Here is a 16,975-nt window from a genome sequence, read left to right as displayed (position 1 = left end):
ACCGAGGGATGACCGAACAGGCGGCCGAGCAGGGTCGAGACGCCCTGGTGATCGGGGTGGACTACGGGACGCTGTCCGGCCGGGCGGTGGTGGTCCGGGTCAGTGACGGTGCCGAGCTGGGCAGCGCGGAGTATGCCTACCCGCACGCCGTGATGGACCGGACGCTGACCGCCTCGACCGACGAGCCGCTGCCGCCGGACTGGGCGCTGCAGGTGCCCGCCGACTATGTCGACGTGCTCAGGAACGCGGTGCCCGAGGCGCTGCGGGCCGCCGGCGCGGACCCCGCCGACGTGATCGGGATCGGCACCGACTTCACGGCCTGCACGATGATCCCGACGCTCGCCGACGGCACCCCGCTGAACGAGCTCGAGCAGTTCGCAGACCGCCCGCACGCGTACGTCAAGCTCTGGAAGCACCACGCCGCGCAGCCGCACGCGGACCGGATCAACGAACTCGCCCGTGAGCGGGGCGAGGCCTGGCTGCCCCGCTACGGCGGACTGATCTCCTCCGAGTGGCAGTTCGCCAAGGCGCTGCAGGTGCTCGAGGAGGACCGCGAGATCTACGACGCCATGGACCGCTGGGTCGAGGCCGCGGACTGGATCGTCTGGCAACTCGGTGGCACCTACGTCCGGGACGCCAGCACCGTCGGCTACAAGGGCATCTACCAGGACGGCGCCCACCCCGACGCCGGCTTCCTCGGCGCGCTCAACCCCGACTTCGCGGCCTTCGTCTCCGGCAAGCTGGACGCACCGATCGCCCCGCTCGGCGCGCGGGCCGGTCGGCTCACCGCCGAGGCCGCGGCCTGGACCGGGCTGCCCGAGGGCATCGCCGTGGCCGTCGGCAACGTCGACGCACACGTCACGCTACCTGCCGCGAACGCCGTGGACCCGGGCCAGATGGTGCTCATCATGGGCACCTCGACGTGCCACGTCGTCAACAGCGAGAACCTGCACGAGGTGCCGGGCATGTGCGGCGTCGTCGACGGCGGCGTGATCACCGGCCTGTACGGCTACGAGGCCGGGCAGAGCGGCGTCGGGGACATCTTCGCCTGGTTCGTCTCCACCGGCGTGCCCCCGGCGTACGTGGCACAGGCCGAGGCGGCGGGCCAGTCCATCCACGCCTACCTGACCGACCTCGCGGCCGCCCAGCCGATCGGCGGCCACGGGCTCGTCGCGCTGGACTGGCACTCCGGGAACCGCTCGGTGCTGGTGGACCACGAACTGTCCGGTCTCACGCTCGGGCAGACCCTGACCACCCGGCCCGAGGACATCTACCGCGCCCTGCTGGAGTCGACCGCGTTCGGCACCAAGACGATCGTCGACACGTTCGCGGCCTCGGGGGTGCCGATCACCGAGCTCGTGGTGGCCGGGGGCCTGCTCCGGAACCGCTTCCTCATGCAGATGTACGCCGACGTCACCGGGCTGCCGCTGAGCACGATCGTCTCCGAGCAGGGCCCCGCGCTCGGCTCGGCGATCCACGCCGCGGTCGCTGCCGGCGCCTACCCGGACGTTCGCGCGGCCGCGGCCGCGATGGGCGGGCGGGTGACCGGCGCGTACACGCCGGACCCGGACGCGACCGCCGCCTACGGCGAGCTGTACGCCGAGTACGCGGCGCTGCACGACTACTTCGGACGCGGCGGCAACGACGTGATGCGCCGGCTCAAGAAGATCCGCCGTCGGGCGCTCGCTTCGGGCGCCGCCGAAGGCGACGCCGCGGCGGCGGCACCCGACCTCGAGCCGCAGGGTGACCTCGTATGACCGGCTCGACGGAACCGATCGTGCTGGCGGACCTGCCGGTGCAGGTGCGCACCGCCGTCGGGCAGGCCCGGGAGCGGGTGGCGGCCCTGCACGCGGAGCTGACCCGCTACCAGCTCGTCGTCTGGACCGCCGGCAACGTCTCGGAGCGGGTGACCGGCGCCGACCTGTTCGTGATCAAGCCGTCCGGCGTCTCCTACGACGACCTCACGCCGGAGTCGATGGTCGTCTGCACGCTCGACGGCGCGAAGATCGCCGACGGCACCCCGGCGCACCTGAAGCCGTCCTCGGACACCGCCGCGCACGCCTACGTGTACCGGCACCTGCCCGAGGTCGGCGGCGTGGTGCACACGCACTCGACCTACGCGACCGCCTGGGCGGCACGCGGCGAGCCCGTGCCCTGCGTGCTGACGATGATGGCCGACGAGTTCGGCGGTGAGATCCCGATCGGGCCGTTCGCGCTGATCGGCGACGACTCGATCGGCCGCGGCATCGTCGAGACCCTCCGGGAGTCCCGCTCGCCCGCCGTGCTCATGCAGGGCCACGGACCGTTCACGGTCGGCGCGGACGCGCGCGCCGCCGTGAAGGCCGCGGTGATGTGCGAGGAGGTCGCCCGCACCGTGCACATCTCGCGCCAGCTCGGGGACCCGCTGCCGATCGCGCAGACCGACATCGACTCGCTGTACGACCGCTACCAGAACGTCTACGGACAGGGCCCAGCGCCCGAGGAGGACCCCGCGTGAGCACCAACATGACCGACCCGTTCGAGGGCAAGGAGATCTGGTTCCTGACCGGGAGCCAGGACCTGTACGGCGCGGAGACCCTCGCCCAGGTCGCCGAGCAGTCGCAGCAGGTGGCGGCGCTGCTCGAGGAGTCGGAGTCGATCCCGGTCCGGGTCGTCTGGAAGCCCGTCCTGAAGGACTCGGCGGCCATCCGCCGGGCCGCCCTGGACGCGAACGCCGACGACGACTGCATCGGCGTCATTACCTGGATGCACACGTTCTCCCCGGCGAAGATGTGGATCGCCGGCCTGGACGCGCTGCGGACCCCGCTGCTGCACCTGCACACGCAGGCCGGCGTGGAGCTGCCCTGGGCCGATATCGACATGGACTTCATGAACCTGAACCAGGCCGCCCACGGCGACCGCGAGTTCGGCTACATGGCGGCCCGGCTGGGCGTGTCCCGCAAGATCGTGGTCGGGCACGCGTCCGACGGCGTGGTCCGCGCCCAGGTGGGCGCGTGGGCTCGCGCGGCGGCCGGGTGGGCGGCCCTGACGGGCATGAAGCTGGCCCGGTTCGGGGACAACATGCGGGGCGTCGCGGTCACCGAGGGGGACAAGACCGAGGCCGAGCTGCGGTTCGGTGTCTCGGTGAACACCTGGGGTGTGAACGACCTGGTGGCCCGGGTCGACGCCGTCACCGACGCCGACATCGACGCCCTCGTCGCCGAGTACGTCGAGACCTACGACGTGGTCGCCGAGCTGCTGCCCGGCGGTGAGCGGCACGAGTCGCTGCGGTACGGCGCCCGGCAGGAACTGGGGCTGCGGTCCTTCCTCGAGGAGGGCGGCTTCGCCGCCTTCACCACGAACTTCGAGGACCTCGGCGGGCTGCGTCAGCTCCCCGGCCTGGCCGTGCAGCGGCTCATGGCCGCCGGCTACGGCTTCGGCGCGGAGGGTGACTGGAAGACCGCCATCCTCGTCCGCCTGGCGAAGGTGATGGGCCACGGCCTGCCGGGTGGCGCGTCCCTGATGGAGGACTACACCTACGAGCTCACCCCCGGCAAGCAGAAGATCCTCGGCGCGCACATGCTCGAGGTCTGCCCGTCGCTGACCACGTCCCGGCCGCGGCTGGAGATCCACCCGCTCGGGATCGGGGACCGCGAGGACCCGGTGCGCCTGGTCTTCGACGCAGACCTCGGCGAGGGCCTGGTGGTGGCGCTCTCGGACATGCGCGAGCGGTTCCGGCTCGTGGCCAACGAGGTGGACATCGTCGGCCCGGACGCGGAGCTGCCGAACCTGCCGGTGGCGCGTGCGGTCTGGGTGCCACGCCCGGACTTCACCACGTCGGCGCGGGCCTGGCTCACCGCGGGAGGCGCGCACCACACGGTGCTCACCACCGCCGTCGGGCTCGAGGTCTTCGAGGACTTCGCCGAGATCGCCCGCACCGAGCTCGCGGTGATCGACGCACAGACCACGGTGCGCGGCTTCGCCCGGGAGCTGCGCTGGAACGCCGCCTACCACCGGCTCGCCCAGACGCTCTAGGGCAGACTGGCCGGAGTCCACAGCATTCCTGATAGCGTTAACAACACCGATATTCCGCGCGCGAGGACGTGCTCCACGCGGCACCGTGAAGGAGAAGAGCAAGGATGCGTCTGGCCAGACTCCATGGGGTGGGTGACCTCCGGATCGAGGAGGCGGAACTGCCCGAGGTGCAGCCCGGCCACACGCTGGTCCGGGTGACCGACGTGGGCCTGTGCGGCAGCGACCTGCACTGGTTCGCCGAGGGCGGCATCGGCGACGCCCGGCTCACCCGGCCGATCGTGCCGGGCCACGAGTTCGCCGGCATCGGCGCCTCCGGCGAACTCGACGGCGTCCGTGTGGCCGTGGACCCGGCGATCCCGTGCATGAACTGCTCGATGTGCCACGAGGGCCACCCGAACCTCTGCCCGACCGTCGGCTTCGCCGGCCACGGGAAGCTCGACGGCGGCCTGGCCGACTACATCTCCTGGCCCACGAACCGCCTGTTCCCGCTCCCGGAGTCCTTCACCGGGGCCGACGGTGCGGTGCTCGAGCCGCTCGGGGTGGCCCTGCACGCGTGGGACCTCGCGCACGTCCCGCTCGCGGCGAACGTGGTGATCGTCGGCGGCGGCCCGATCGGCCTGCTGCTCGTGCAGTTGGCCCGCTCCGCCGGTGCCGACCGAGTGGCCGTCGTGGAACCGCGCGAACACCGCCGGGAGGCGGCGCTGCGCTACGGCGCCGACGAGGTGCTCACGCCGGACGAGGCCCGGGAGGCGTCCGCATGGACGAACTGGGGCGAGGACGGGCTCGGCGCGGACGTGGTGTTCGAGATCGCCGGCAACGACGACGCGATCGCCATCTCGATGACCGCCGCCCGCCCGGGCGCCCGGGTGATCCTCGGCGGCATCCCCGATGACGACTCCTCGTCGTTCCGGGCCGGCACCGCCCGCCGTAAGGGCCTGACCCTGGTCATGGTGCGCCGCATGAAGGAGATGTACCCGCGCGCCATCCGGCTCGTCGAGCGTGGCCTGGTGGACGTGCGCTCGCTCGTCTCCGAGCGCGCGCCGCTGACCGACGCCCCTGCCGCGTTCGCCCGGGCCACCGAGCGCACCGGCCTCAAGGTCGTCATCGGCCTCGACTGACGCCACGCCCCAACCCACCCCGATTCCGAAACACCCCGAGAGGTCCGCGCAACGATGCAGGTCGACACCACCACACCCCCGATGGGGTGGAACAGCTGGGACTGCTACGGCCCCAGCGTCACCGAGGACGAGGTGCTCGCGAACGCCGAGTTCATGGCGGCGCACCTCCTGCCGTTCGGGTGGAACGTCCTGGTCGTGGACATCCAGTGGTACGAGCCGACCGCGCGGGCCGGTGGCTACAACGACGACCCGCCCGTGGAACTGGACGCGTTCGGCCGCCAGCTGCCGGCGCCGAACAGGTTCGGCTCCGCGGCCGACGGTGCCGGCTTCGGCCCGCTCGCGGCCCGGGTCCACGACCTCGGGCTGAGCTTCGGGCTGCACATCATGCGCGGCATCCCGCGCCGCGCCGTCGAGCTGGACCTGCCGATCCTGGGCACCGAGTGGACCGCCTCCGACGCCGCCGACACCGGGTCCGTATGCCCGTGGAACCCGGACAACTACGGCCTGAACCACGACCACCCGGCGGCGCAGGCCTATTACGACTCCCAGGTCGCCCAGTTCGCGGACTGGGGCGTCGACTTCATCAAGGCCGACGACATGCTCGCCCCGTTCCACGACGCCGAGATCGCCGCGTACGCCGAGGCGATCCGCCGGTCCGGCCGCCCGATCGTGTTGTCCCTGTCGCCCGGCACCGGCCTGGACACCGCGCATCTGGACCACCTGCGCGACAACGCCGCCATGTGGCGCATCAGCGATGACCTCTGGGACCGCTGGGAGGACGTGTACGACCAGTTCGAACGCCTTGCCCGGTGGGCGCCGACCCAGCGTCCGGGCGGCTGGGCGGACGCGGACATGCTCCCGCTCGGGCGGATCGGCATCCGAGCCGAGCGCGGGCAGGACCGGCCCAGCCGGCTCACCCGCGCCGAGGCCCGCACCCTCATGACGTTGTGGGTGATGGCCCGGTCGCCGCTCATGTTCGGCGGCGACCTGCCCTCCACCGACGCCGACACGCTCGCGCTGCTCACCAATCCGGACGTGCTGGAGATCCTCAAGGCCTCCGACGGCGGAGCCCAGGTCTCCCGCGACGGCGACGCCGTGCTGTGGTCGGCCCGGGCGACGCGGCCCGCGGCGCGGGCCGGCGGGCGCGACGCGAGCTCGTCCGCCCACCCGACCCGGTCCGCCCACCCCACCTACCTGGCCGCCTTCCACCTCGGCGACGGGGCGAGTTCCGCCGTCGTCGATCCGGCCGCCGTCGGCGTACGCGACCCGCACACCGCGACCGACCTCTGGAGCGGCGAGGTCCTCGACCTCGCCGAACCGCTCACCATCCCCCCGCACGGCGTCCGGCTCGTGCGACTCGACCCCCACCACTGACCCGCAACCTGGAGCACCCCATGCTGACCGCATCCCTCGTGATCGACCCGGCGTTCGTCGTCGGGCCCGTCCGCCGCCGCACGTTCGGCTCCTTCGTGGAGCACCTCGGCCGGTGCGTGTACACCGGCATCCACGACCCCGAGCACGCGAGCGCCGACGAGGACGGTTTCCGCGGCGACGTCCTCGACCTCGTCAAGGAGCTCGGCACCGGCACCGTGCGCTACCCGGGCGGCAACTTCGTCTCCGGGTACCGCTGGGAGGACGGCATCGGCCCGCGCGAGCAGCGCCCCAGCCGACTCGACCTGGCCTGGCACTCCACCGACCCGAACACCGTGGGCGTGGACGAGTTCATGCGCTGGGCGAAGAAGGCCGACGTCGAACCGATGATGGCCATCAACCTCGGCACCCGCGGGGTGCAGGAGGCCCTCGACATCCTCGAGTACTGCAACGTCGCCGGCGGCACGCAGCTGTCCGACCTGCGCCGCGCGAACGGAGCCGAGGAGCCGTACGGCATCAAGATGTGGTGCCTGGGCAACGAGATGGACGGCCCCTGGCAGATCGGGCACAAGACCGCCCACGAGTACGGGCGCCTCGCCACCGAGGCCGCCCGGGCCATGCGGATGGTCGACCCCGACCTCGAGCTCGTTGTGTGCGGCAGCTCCTCCTCGGCGATGCCGACCTTCGGCACCTGGGAGGCCACCGTGCTGGAGGAGGCGTACGAGTACGTCGACTACATCTCCGCGCACGCCTACTACAGCGAGAAGGACGGCGACCTGGCCTCCTTCCTGGCCTCCGCCGTCGACATGGACCACTTCATCGACTCGGTGAGCGCCACCGCGGACGCCGTGCGGGCCGCGAAGAAGCTGACCAAGCGCATCCACATCTCCTTCGACGAGTGGAACGTCTGGTACCAGCACCGCGCCGAGTCCCGCCCGCCGACCGGGGACGACTGGCCGGTCGCACCCGTGCTGCTCGAGGACCGCTACAACGTGGCCGACGCCGTGGTGGTGGGCAACCTGCTCATCTCACTGCTGCGGCACACCGACCGGGTGCACTCGGCCTCGCTAGCCCAGCTCGTCAATGTGATCGCGCCGATCATGACCGAGCCGGGCGGGCGCTCCTGGCGCCAGACCACGTTCCACCCGTTCGCGCTGACGTCCGAGCACGCCAAGGGCGAGGTGCTGCAGGTGGCCGTCGACGCACCGACGCTGGAGACCGAGAAGTTCGGCGAGGTCTCGGCACTGGACGCCGTCGCCACTCGCGACCCGGAGACCGGCGCGGTGGCGATCTTCGCCGTCAACCGCTCCACCACCGAGACCCTCACCCTGACCGTGGACGTGCGCTCGCTCGGCGACGTGCGGGTGGTCGGCGCACAGACGCTGTCCAACCCGGACCACACCTGGGCGGCGTCCGCGGACGATGCGACGTCGGTGCTGCCGGTCGAGAACGGCACGGCCGCAGTGTCCGACGGCGTCGTCACGGTCGAGCTGCCGGCCGTCTCCTGGTCCGTGGTGCGGTTGGGCGCCTGAGCCGTGGCTGCTGCCGGCCGCCGGGGCGGCTCACCGCCGGGCGGTCGGCGCCGCGGCCAGGGCGCGGATGTCGCGCTCGGCCTCGGCCACGCCGGCGGCGCGGCAGCCCTTGGCCACCCAGCCGCGGATGAGCTCCGGCTCGGCCCGGAACAGGGCGGCGCCCCGGCGGATCAGCGTCATCGGGGGCTTGCGGGACTCCGCGAAGTCCCGGAGCAGCCGGAACCAGAACGTCTGCATCCGCGGGCGAAGCAGGCAGATCGCATCAGCGAGCACGTCCTCGGCGCGCAGGTCCGCGACCAGCTCCGCGGCGAAGATGCCCTCGGCGATCACGATCGGCTCGCCGTCGAGGACCAGGCGACTGGTGCCGGTGCGGCGCGAGGACGGGATGTCGTAGACCGGCAGGTCGCTCGCGCCGTACCGGCACAGCGCCACCAGGGCCGCCCGCGCGCCGTCGTGGTCCCAGGACGCCGGCGAGTCCCAGTCCACGCTGCCGAACCGGGACGGCAGACCGGGGCGGTCGATGTCGAAGTAGAAATCGTCCAGGGGCACCACCGGCAACCCGAGCCGGCGGGTCAGCGAGCTCTTGCCCGAGCCGGACGGGCCGGTCAGCAGCACCACCCGGCGCCGGACCTGCCGGGCGCCTTCCGGGATGGGGAAGAGTGCATCTCCGGCACTGTCAGGGTCGGGACCTTCGGGCATCCGGCCATTATCCCCATCTCCGAGCAGCATCCGTAAACGTCACCGTCACCTCACTGGAGTCCTCACGTGAACGCATCAGCCAAGGCCATCATCAACCTCGACGTGGAGGGACCGGTCATCAGCCGGCACCTGTACGGACACTTCGCCGAGCACCTGGGCCGGTGCATCTACGGCGGCTTCTACGTCGGTGAGGATTCGGATATCCCGAACGAGGGCGGCATCCGCTTGGACGTCGTGGAGGCCCTGCGGGCCCTGAACATCCCGAACCTGCGCTGGCCCGGTGGCTGCTTCGCGGACGAGTACCACTGGATGGACGGGATCGGCCCGCGCAGTGAGCGCCCCTCGATGGTGAACACGCACTGGGGCAACGTCGAGGAGAACAACCACTTCGGCACCCACGAGTTCATGGCGCTGTGCGAGCTGCTCGGTGCCGAGCCGTACATCAACGGGAACGTCGGCTCCGGCACGGTGAAGGAGATGAGCGACTGGGTGGAGTACCTGACCCGGGACGGCGACTCCCCGATGGTGCGTCTGCGCAAGGCCAACGGCCGGGACGAACCGTGGAAGGTGCCGTTCTGGGGGATCGGGAACGAGGCCTGGGGCTGCGGCGGGAACATGAGCGCCCAGCACTACGCCGACGAGGCCCGCCGCTACGCCACGTACTGCCGCGACCACGATGGCAACAAGCTCTACCGGATCGCCGCGGGGGCCTCCAACGACGACTACGCGTGGACCGAGACCCTCATGAAGGCGGTCAACTGCCTCGGCTGCGCGAAGGAACCGCGCGGGTACTTCCAGGGACTGACGTTCCATTACTACACGGTGCCCGGGCCGTGGTCGGACAAGGGCAGCGCCCTGGAGTTCGACCTCGACGACTACTACGCGACCATGGTCAAGGCCGTGCGCGTCGAGGAGCTCATCGCCGGCCACGCCGCCGTGATGGACTGCTACGACCCGAAGAAGAAGGTCGGCCTGATCCTGGACGAGTGGGGCACCTGGTGGAACGTGGAGCCCGGCACGAACCCCGGGTTCCTGTACCAGCAGAACACGATGCGCGACGCGCTCGTCGCGAGCGTCCACTTCGACGCCTTCCACCGCCACGCGGACCGGCTCGTGATGGCCAACATCGCCCAGACCGTGAACGTGCTGCAGGCGATGATCCTCACCGACCCGGACTCCGGCGCGCTCGTGCTCACCCCGACCTACCACGTGTTCGAGATGAACAAGGCGCACCAGGACGCCGCCTCGCTGCGGGTCGACGTGAAGTCCGAGGGCACCACGCGCACGGTCGGGGAGACCGAGCTGGACACGTTCTCGGTCTCGGCCAGCACGAAGGACGGCCGCGCCCTGGTGTCCCTGACGAACCTGGACGCGGACGCCCCGCTGGAGGTCGACCTCGACCTGCGCGGCCGGGCCGTGGGCGGCGTGCATGGGCGGGTCCTGACCGCGGACGTGCTGAACGCGCACAACACCGCCGAGGCCACGGACGTCGCGGTACGGGACCTGGACGGCCTGAGCGTCTCCGGTGGCATCCTGCGGGTGCGCGTCCCGGCGCACGCATTCGTGACGGTGGAGCTGGAACTCGCCTGAGGTCGGGCACCGGGTGGACCGGTGCGCTCGGTTCCCCTGACGCGAAATGCGGGTTGGCCTGCGCGTGACCCGCAGCTCGCGTCAGGGGAGCGCCCGGCCCCGTGGTTCCCCTGTCGCGAAAGGTGGGTTGGCCTGCGTGCGACCCGCAACTCGCGTCAGGGGAGCCTCCTCCGAGAGCGCTGGTGCGTCGTGCTCAGTCCGTCGTGACGAGGTCGTGGATGTCCTGCGCGATGGACGCCAGCGGGCCCGTATCGCCGTTCTGGGCGAACCAGTTCCACAGCTCCAACGCGTGGCACAGTCGGTACAGCTCGATCCGGGCGAGACCGCTCGCAGGCAGGCTGCCGTAGCCGGCGAGCAGGCCGGCGACCTTCACCGGCGACCGCGTCAGTTCGTACTGCACGGTCTTGGCCAGGTCCATCAGCGGGTCGGCGGCGATGGCGTTCTCCACATCCACCAACCCGGTCACCCGCCACCCGGAACCGGCACGCTCGACCATGACGTTGCCCTCGTGCAGGTCGTTGTGGCACAGGGTCGGGGCCTCGCACAGCCCGAGCAGCCGGGCCCGGTCCGCGACCCACTCGACCGCGCGCCGGTGGGTCGCCGGCGTGCCACCCAGATCCGCGAACTGCGCGAGGTGCCGGGTGAACAGTGCGGTCATGTACGCCGCGTTGTCCGGCGCCGGGTCGACCAGTTCGGTGGTGAGGTAGCCGAACCCCGGCATGGCGATCTCGTGCACGGCCCGCGTCAGCTCGCCGATCTGGCGGTACACGTCGCGCCACGCCTCGTCGCCGGTGACCGGCGCGGCGGACAGCGGTTCGCCTGGCACCATCGTCAGCACCGTCATCGCGTTCTCGGCATCCACATGAACGACGGACGGTGTTCCCGGTACGTTCGCGAGCAGCGAGTAGACGTGCACCTCCTTCGCCTGCTTCCAGAGCCACTGGTCGGCGTACCGCTTGGCGATGAGTGGCTCGCCGACGGCGCGGCGCACCTCGTACACGGTCGACATCCGGCCGCTGCCACCCCCTCGGGGCACGACCGCGGTGACGCGCAGGTCGGTCGGCAGTACCGCGGTGAGGTCCACGACCGGAACGTACCGGGTCCGGGTGATCGGCCTCGAGGCGTTTTGGCCCCGGACCGGCAAGGTGTACTGCCACCTCGCGGTCGGGAAGCGGTGTTCTGGCAGACCGCCCGGACCGCGAAGCAGGCGCGTCCCGCCGGCAGCATCCCCACCGCCCGGGGGAGTGGACTGGTCGCGATACGCATGGAAGTTCCAGCACCAGCACGTGACCACCCGGCGGCTGAGATCCGCGCGTGGGCGCGGGGTCATGGTTTCGAGGTAGCGGACCGTGGCCGCATCCCCGGGGAGATCCGCACAGCCTTCGACCGCCGCCACGAGTGAGTTGTGGGCCGGCCGGTGACCACCGAGCCGGCCTCCAGGAGGCGACGGCAACCGTGACGATGCCGGGGCATGGGGGCAGCCCGACGATGCCGGTCCGAGGCTGACTCGGGCCTACTCTGACCACATGGTGGCGACGATGCGGGACGTGGCTGCGCTGGCCGGGGTGTCCCTCAAGACGGTCTCCCGGGTGGTCAACAGCGAACCCCACATCCGGCCCGAGACGGTGGCACGCGTCCGGGACGCCATCGCAAGCCTCGGCTGGGTGCCGAACGGCAATGCCCGCGCGCTGCGCACCGGCCGCACCGGAGTGATCGGCATCGCCGTCGCCGGCCTGCGCCGGCCCTACCTCGCGGCCCTGGTCGAGGCATTGGTCAGCGAGACCGACCGGCGCGGGCTCCAGGCCGCGGTCGAGCCGAGCCACGGGGATCCGGAACGGATCCGCGCGGTGCTGGACGGTCGCGGTCCGAGCTACGACGGCGTGGTGCTGATCGGCGACGACGGCGCCGGCCTCCCGCTCGACGGCGCGCTCACCGACCGTCCGGTCGTGGTGGTGCAGGGCGACGACGCGGACGCGGACGTGGTGCTCGATGACGTGGCCTCCGCCATGGGCATGGTGACGCGCCACCTCGCGGTGCTCGGACGCCGTCGACCCCTGCTGCTCGGCGGTGACCGAGGCGCGGACCGCGGGCCGCGCACTCCCGGAGTGCTCGCCGAACCGGGGGCGGTGACCCGGGCGGCGCTCGCGGCGGCCGGGTTCGAGGCCACGGTGCCCGTGATCCGGCCCGACGGCGAGTGGGACCGCGGGTGGGGCGCCGCCGCCGCGGTCGACGCCCTGGCCGCCCACCCGGAGACGGACGTCCTGATCTGTGTCAACGACGAGGTGGCCCTCGGTGCGCTGTCCGCGCTGACCGCCCGCGGCGTGGACGTACCGGGCGAGGTGGCCCTGCTCGGGTACGACAACCTGGACGACGGCTGGTTCTCGACGCCGTCCCTGACGACCGTCGACGCCGGGCCGGCGCGACTGGCCCGGGCGGCGCTGGACCTGCTCGCCGAGCGGATCGCCGGGACCGTGCCGGCGGTGCCGCGCCGGGTGGTCCTGCCCGTGGAGCTGGTCCGGCGCGAATCCACGTTGGGGGCGCCACGATGAGCAGGCCGACCCTGGCGGACGTGGCCGCGCGTGCGGGTGTCTCGGCCAAGACGGTCTCCAACGTGCTGCTCGGGCGGCGGCACGTCGCCGGCGCCACCCGGGACCGGGTGCTCGCGGCCGTCGCCGAGGTCGGCTACACCGTCAACGAGGCGGGTCGCGGGCTGGCGTCCGGCCGCACCGGGCGGGTCGCCGTGGTGGTGCCGATGATCTACCAGCCGTACTTCGCCGAGGTCGCCGAGCGGCTGATCCTGGCGCTGGAGGAGCACGGGCTGACGACCACGCTGCGGATCGCCCACGACACCGCGGCCGAACGGGACGCGGTGCTCGGCATCACCACCCCGGACGTCGACGGCGTGATCCTCTGCCCCCACGGACTGAGCCCCGAGGTCCTCGGAGACGCCGTCCCGCCCCGGCCCGTGGTGCAACTCGGCGGCGGGATCATGCCGACGTTCGACTGCGTCATCATGGGCGAGCGCGAGGGATTCCGGGCCATGGCCGAGCACCTGCTCGCCACCGGCCGCCGCCGGATCGCACTGATCGGCACCGGCCCCGCCGAGGCGCCGCAGGGAAGCCGGTTCGCCGGGTACCTCGACGCACTCACCGCGCACGGTATCGCCCTCGACGAACGACTGCTGATCACCGGATCGGACTGGGACCGGCGTGCCTCCGGCTACGAGGCCGTGGTGGGCCTGTTGCAGACCGGCGTGGCGTTCGACGCGGTCATGTGCTTCAACGACGCGATGGCGGTCGGAGCCCTGCGCGGGCTGCGCAGCCACGGGTTGCGCGTGCCGCAGGACGTCGCGGTGACCGGCTTCGACGACACCGACGAGGCCGAGTTCACGACGCCGCCGCTGTCCTCGGTCAGTCCGGAGCAGGAGGAGATGGTCGCCGCCACGGTGCGGATGCTGATCGAGCGGATCGGGGGCTGGGACGAGCCGCCTCGGGTGGTCCACACCGGCGCGCACCTGGTGCCGCGGGAGTCATCGGCGCCGGCCGCCTCGGACGGGTAGTGCGTGCACACCTCACACTCCGGGTATGCGCCGCGTCTTCAAGGGACATGGTGACCACCTACCTCCTCCAGGGTCCCGACGGGAGGCCGTACCGCTCCACGACCCGGGGTGTGCTCGGTGGACATCGACGCGGGAGAATCTACGGGCGGCTGGACTGCCCGGCCGCGCTCCGGGCGATCGCGAGAGGCGGGTATGTGGCGGATCGAGTGTTCTTCGCCGACGAGGCCACCGCGATCGCGGCCGGGTATCGCCCGTGCGGCGTCTGCCTCAGGCAGGAGTACCGGGCGTGGAAGGAGCGGTGATGGACGCCCTCTTCGACGATGACCTACTCGCCCGCCCTCGCCGGCAGCTCGCGGACGGCGCCACCTGGGTGCCGGGCTGGCTGACCTTGGACCAACAGGCATGGATCGTCGCCAGGTTCCACGAGTGGGCCGACGGACCGGTGCCGATCCGGGCGGCGAAGGTCCGCGGGCACGAGATGAGCGTGAAGACCGTTTGCCTGGGCTGGCACTGGCGCCCCTACGAGTACACCCGCGAGGCTGTCGACGTGAACGGCAACCGGGTGCTGGACTTCCCGGACTGGATGGTGCGCCTGGGCCGCCTGGCCCTGGGCGAGGCGACCGGGGACCCGAACGCAGGCAACGACTACACGCCGGACACGGCCCTCGTGAACTACTACGATCACCAGGCCCGGATGGGCATGCACCAGGACAAGGACGAGCGCTCCCTCGCCCCCGTCGTATCCCTGTCGATCGGCGACACCAGCCGCTTCAGGTTCGGCAACACCGAGAGCCGGAACAAGCCGTACCAGGACATCGACCTCGCCTCCGGCGACCTGTTCGTGTTCGGCGGCCCGTCGCGGCTCGCCTATCACGGCATCCAGAAGGTCTACCCGGGCACGGCGCCGGAGGGCTGCGGCCTCGGCGCCGGGCGGATCAACATCACCATGCGCGTCACCGGTCTGACCGGCTGACCGGCCCGACCTCCGACGTCCGTCGGGCTACGGCCTGACACGATTATGACAACGCTGATGGCTTGCTGATTGACAACGCTGAATGAGAGCGTTAACAATGGTCCTCGTCGCACCGATGAAGGAGTCAGAGTTGACCGTGCCAAGAACGTTCGAGGGGTCCGTCGGCCATCGGACCGTCGCACCCGCCGTGCCCACCGGGCCGGTTGCCGTGCAGCGTCCGCTGGACCTGCGCGCCGTGCGCCTCGACCCGAACGGACAACTGGGCGCCTGGCAGCATCTGAACGCGACCGCGACCATTCCGCACTGCATCGACCAGCTCGAGGCGTCCGGAGTGCTCGACAACTTCCGCCGGCTCGTCGGGGAGTCCGGCTCCGAATTCCGCGGCTTCGTGTTCGCCGACTCGGATCTGTACAAGGTGATCGAGGCGGTGGCCTGGGAGATCGGCCGGTCCGGCACCGACCGGTGGAACGCCTGGCTGGACGACGTCATCGGACTCGTCGCCCGGGTCCAGGACGACTCCGGCTACGTGATGACCTGGATCCAGGGCGTCCACCCCGAGAAGCGGTTCGCCGAACTCGAGTGGACCCACGAGATGTACGTGCTCGGCCACATGGTCCAGGCCGCGATCGCGCTCGACCGGGCCGCCGGCCGCACCGACCTCCTCGCGATCGCCGAGCGCTTCATCGCCCTGATCCACGCCACCTTCGGGCCCGAGGGGGTCGAAGGCGTCTGCGGGCACCCCGAGATCGAGACCGCCCTCGTCGAGCTGTACCGCCACACCGGCGAGCGCGCCCACCTCGACCTCGCCCAGCGCATGATCGACCTGCGCGGCCACGGCCTGCTCAAGGTCGGCTCGCTCGGCGCCCGCTACTTCCAGGACCACGCCCCCGTGCGCGAGGCGCGCTCCGCCGTCGGGCATGCCGTGCGCCAGCTGTACCTGAACGCCGGCGTCACCGACCTCTACCTGGAGACCGGCGAGACCGCCCTGCTCGAGGCCATGGACGCCCAGTGGGCCAGCGCCCACGAGCGCAAGATGTATCTGTCCGGCGCGTTCGGCGCCCGGCATCGCGACGAGGCGTTCGGCGACGACTACGAGCTGCCGTCGGAACGCGCGTACGCCGAGACCTGCGCCACCATCGCGGACCTGCACTGGAACTGGCGGATGACGCTGGCCAGCGGCGGGTCCGGCTACGCCGAGACCATCGAGCGCGAGATCCACAACGCGCTCGCTGCCTCGGTCGACGCCTCCGGCACCCGGTTCTTCTACTCCAACCCGCTGCAACTGCGCCCGGACCGCTACTCCGAGGAGAACGCGCCACGCGAGCGCACCTCCTGGTACGCCTGCGCCTGCTGCCCGCCGAACATCGCCCGCGTGGTGGCCCAGCTCGCCGCGTACGTGGCCAGCAGCACCGACGACGAGCTGCTCGTGCACCAGTTCGCCGGTGCCGAGATCGACCTGCCGGCCCACCTGGGCGAGGGCACGCTCACGATCGAGACCGACTACCCGCGCACCGGTGCGGTGACGCTCGGCGTGCGCGGCACGGTGCGTCCGGGGGTGCGGCTCGCCGTGCGGGTCCCGGGGTGGTCGGCCACTTCCGCTCTGGTCGCCGGTGCCGACGGCACAGTGCCGGGCGACGGCGCAGCGTCCCGGGCGGACGCCGACGGCTATGCCCGGGTCGAGCTGGTCGACGGCGCCCGGTTCCGGTTGGACCTCGACCTCACGCCGCGCTGGACCACCGCGCACCCACGCGTGGACGCCGTCCGTGGCTGCGTCGCGCTCGAGCGCGGGCCGGTCCTGTACTGCATCGAGCAGGCCGACCTCACCGGGTCGACCGAGGTCGACGACCTGACCGTCGTGACCGCGCACGCACCGCGCGAGGCGTCCGCGACCGCGGGCGCCACCGGCGGCGCCGGACTGGAACTCACGTTCCGCGTGAGCGCACCACCGACCGACCTGTACCGAACAGACCCCGGCGACAATCCGCCGTCGGGCATCACCACAGTGACCGCCATCCCGTTCGCGACCTGGGGCAACCGCGCCCCGGGGGCGATGCGGGTCTGGCTCCCGGTCGCCCGCGACTGAGTCGCGGACGACGCACCCCCAACCGAATCACCACAC

General features: G+C 71.7%; 15 protein-coding genes. 13 read left to right on the top strand and 2 right to left on the bottom strand.

The window, feature by feature from the left end:
• Positions 1–8 precede the first annotated feature (8 nt).
• The 6 genes from araB to arfA all read left to right on the top strand — a co-directional run bounded on the left by araB (position 9) and on the right by arfA (position 8,035).
• Entirely contained in the window at positions 9–1,757 is a 1,749-nt protein-coding gene (gene araB / locus KCQ71_RS14875) for a ribulokinase (RefSeq protein ID WP_223407222.1), read from the top strand.
• Complete coding sequence (locus KCQ71_RS14870; protein WP_223407220.1) at positions 1,754–2,497, top strand: L-ribulose-5-phosphate 4-epimerase; 744 nt, start codon at positions 1,754–1,756, stop codon at positions 2,495–2,497. The genes araB and KCQ71_RS14870 overlap by 4 nt, the downstream gene beginning before the upstream one ends.
• An 8-nt stretch (positions 2,498–2,505) precedes the next feature.
• Positions 2,506–4,014 carry an L-arabinose isomerase gene (gene araA, locus KCQ71_RS14865; protein ID WP_223407350.1) on the top strand — a complete coding sequence of 503 codons (1,509 nt, stop codon included), beginning with the start codon at positions 2,506–2,508 and terminating at the stop codon, positions 4,012–4,014.
• Between the two features lie 104 nt (positions 4,015–4,118).
• Positions 4,119–5,132 (top strand): zinc-dependent alcohol dehydrogenase, encoded by a 1,014-nt coding sequence (locus KCQ71_RS14860; RefSeq protein WP_223407218.1) that lies wholly within the window; start codon positions 4,119–4,121, stop codon positions 5,130–5,132.
• A gap of 54 nt (positions 5,133–5,186) precedes the next feature.
• A complete protein-coding gene (locus tag KCQ71_RS14855; RefSeq protein ID WP_223407216.1) occupies positions 5,187–6,506 on the top strand; it encodes a glycoside hydrolase family 27 protein in 1,320 nt (439 codons plus the stop codon).
• Between the two features lie 20 nt (positions 6,507–6,526).
• On the top strand, positions 6,527–8,035 hold the full coding sequence (arfA, locus tag KCQ71_RS14850) for an arabinosylfuranosidase ArfA (protein WP_223407214.1): 1,509 nt from the start codon (positions 6,527–6,529) through the stop codon (positions 8,033–8,035).
• A 30-nt stretch (positions 8,036–8,065) separates the two neighbouring features.
• Here the strand turns inward: arfA and KCQ71_RS14845 are convergent, their stop codons facing one another.
• Positions 8,066–8,734 (bottom strand): uridine kinase family protein, encoded by a 669-nt coding sequence (locus tag KCQ71_RS14845; RefSeq protein WP_223407212.1) that lies wholly within the window; start codon positions 8,732–8,734, stop codon positions 8,066–8,068.
• Positions 8,735–8,800: 66 nt separating this feature from the next.
• Here KCQ71_RS14845 and KCQ71_RS14840 point away from each other — a divergent pair, with 66 nt between their 5' ends.
• Complete coding sequence (locus KCQ71_RS14840; RefSeq protein WP_223407210.1) at positions 8,801–10,324, top strand: alpha-N-arabinofuranosidase; 1,524 nt, start codon at positions 8,801–8,803, stop codon at positions 10,322–10,324.
• A gap of 193 nt (positions 10,325–10,517) precedes the next feature.
• Here KCQ71_RS14840 and KCQ71_RS14835 read toward each other — a convergent pair whose 3' ends face one another.
• Positions 10,518–11,408 (bottom strand): phosphotransferase family protein, encoded by an 891-nt coding sequence (locus tag KCQ71_RS14835; protein WP_223407208.1) that lies wholly within the window; start codon positions 11,406–11,408, stop codon positions 10,518–10,520.
• A 180-nt stretch (positions 11,409–11,588) separates the two neighbouring features.
• Between KCQ71_RS14835 and KCQ71_RS27900 the strand changes: the two genes are divergently transcribed.
• The 6 genes from KCQ71_RS27900 (at position 11,589) to KCQ71_RS14805 (ending at position 16,939) form a co-directional block, all read left to right on the top strand.
• Positions 11,589–11,726, top strand: a complete 138-nt coding sequence (locus KCQ71_RS27900) for an Lsr2 family DNA-binding protein (RefSeq protein WP_223407206.1) — start codon at positions 11,589–11,591, stop codon at positions 11,724–11,726.
• 124 nt (positions 11,727–11,850) lie between these two features.
• Positions 11,851–12,873, top strand: a complete 1,023-nt coding sequence (locus KCQ71_RS14825; RefSeq protein ID WP_223407204.1) for a LacI family DNA-binding transcriptional regulator — start codon at positions 11,851–11,853, stop codon at positions 12,871–12,873.
• Positions 12,870–13,883 (top strand): LacI family DNA-binding transcriptional regulator, encoded by a 1,014-nt coding sequence (locus KCQ71_RS14820; protein WP_223407202.1) that lies wholly within the window; start codon positions 12,870–12,872, stop codon positions 13,881–13,883. The genes KCQ71_RS14825 and KCQ71_RS14820 overlap by 4 nt, the downstream gene beginning before the upstream one ends.
• Before the next feature lie 47 nt (positions 13,884–13,930).
• Complete coding sequence (locus tag KCQ71_RS14815; protein ID WP_223407200.1) at positions 13,931–14,185, top strand: Ada metal-binding domain-containing protein; 255 nt, start codon at positions 13,931–13,933, stop codon at positions 14,183–14,185.
• Positions 14,185–14,856: an alpha-ketoglutarate-dependent dioxygenase AlkB family protein gene (locus tag KCQ71_RS14810; RefSeq protein ID WP_223407198.1), complete on the top strand. Its 672-nt coding sequence runs from the start codon at positions 14,185–14,187 to the stop codon at positions 14,854–14,856. Before KCQ71_RS14815 ends, KCQ71_RS14810 begins: the two co-directional genes overlap by 1 nt.
• A 136-nt stretch (positions 14,857–14,992) precedes the next feature.
• Positions 14,993–16,939 (top strand): glycoside hydrolase family 127 protein, encoded by a 1,947-nt coding sequence (locus KCQ71_RS14805; RefSeq protein ID WP_223407348.1) that lies wholly within the window; start codon positions 14,993–14,995, stop codon positions 16,937–16,939.
• The last annotated feature ends 36 nt before the right edge of the window (positions 16,940–16,975 follow it).

It is taken from the genome of Occultella gossypii (assembly GCF_019947135.1).
Lineage (GTDB): Bacteria > Actinomycetota > Actinomycetes > Actinomycetales > Beutenbergiaceae > Occultella > Occultella gossypii.
Note: the sequence above shows the minus strand (reverse complement) of the source record. Positions and strands in the feature narration are given on the sequence as shown.

Bases quoted from the DNA above. Each gene is read 5' to 3' on its own strand.
- KCQ71_RS14825 (WP_223407204.1), top strand. From the start codon at position 11,851: ATGGTGGCGACGATGCGGGACGTGGCTGCGCTGGCCGGGGTGTCCCTC.
- KCQ71_RS27900 (WP_223407206.1), top strand. From the start codon at position 11,589: ATGGAAGTTCCAGCACCAGCACGTGACCACCCGGCGGCTGAGATCCGC.
- KCQ71_RS14815 (WP_223407200.1), top strand. From the start codon at position 13,931: ATGGTGACCACCTACCTCCTCCAGGGTCCCGACGGGAGGCCGTACCGC.
- arfA (WP_223407214.1), top strand. From the start codon at position 6,527: ATGCTGACCGCATCCCTCGTGATCGACCCGGCGTTCGTCGTCGGGCCC.
- KCQ71_RS14810 (WP_223407198.1), top strand. From the start codon at position 14,185: ATGGACGCCCTCTTCGACGATGACCTACTCGCCCGCCCTCGCCGGCAG.
- KCQ71_RS14860 (WP_223407218.1), top strand. From the start codon at position 4,119: ATGCGTCTGGCCAGACTCCATGGGGTGGGTGACCTCCGGATCGAGGAG.
- araB (WP_223407222.1), top strand. From the start codon at position 9: ATGACCGAACAGGCGGCCGAGCAGGGTCGAGACGCCCTGGTGATCGGG.
- KCQ71_RS14855 (WP_223407216.1), top strand. From the start codon at position 5,187: ATGCAGGTCGACACCACCACACCCCCGATGGGGTGGAACAGCTGGGAC.
- KCQ71_RS14820 (WP_223407202.1), top strand. From the start codon at position 12,870: ATGAGCAGGCCGACCCTGGCGGACGTGGCCGCGCGTGCGGGTGTCTCG.
- araA (WP_223407350.1), top strand. From the start codon at position 2,506: ATGACCGACCCGTTCGAGGGCAAGGAGATCTGGTTCCTGACCGGGAGC.
- KCQ71_RS14870 (WP_223407220.1), top strand. From the start codon at position 1,754: ATGACCGGCTCGACGGAACCGATCGTGCTGGCGGACCTGCCGGTGCAG.
- KCQ71_RS14845 (WP_223407212.1), bottom strand. From the start codon at position 8,734: ATGCCCGAAGGTCCCGACCCTGACAGTGCCGGAGATGCACTCTTCCCC.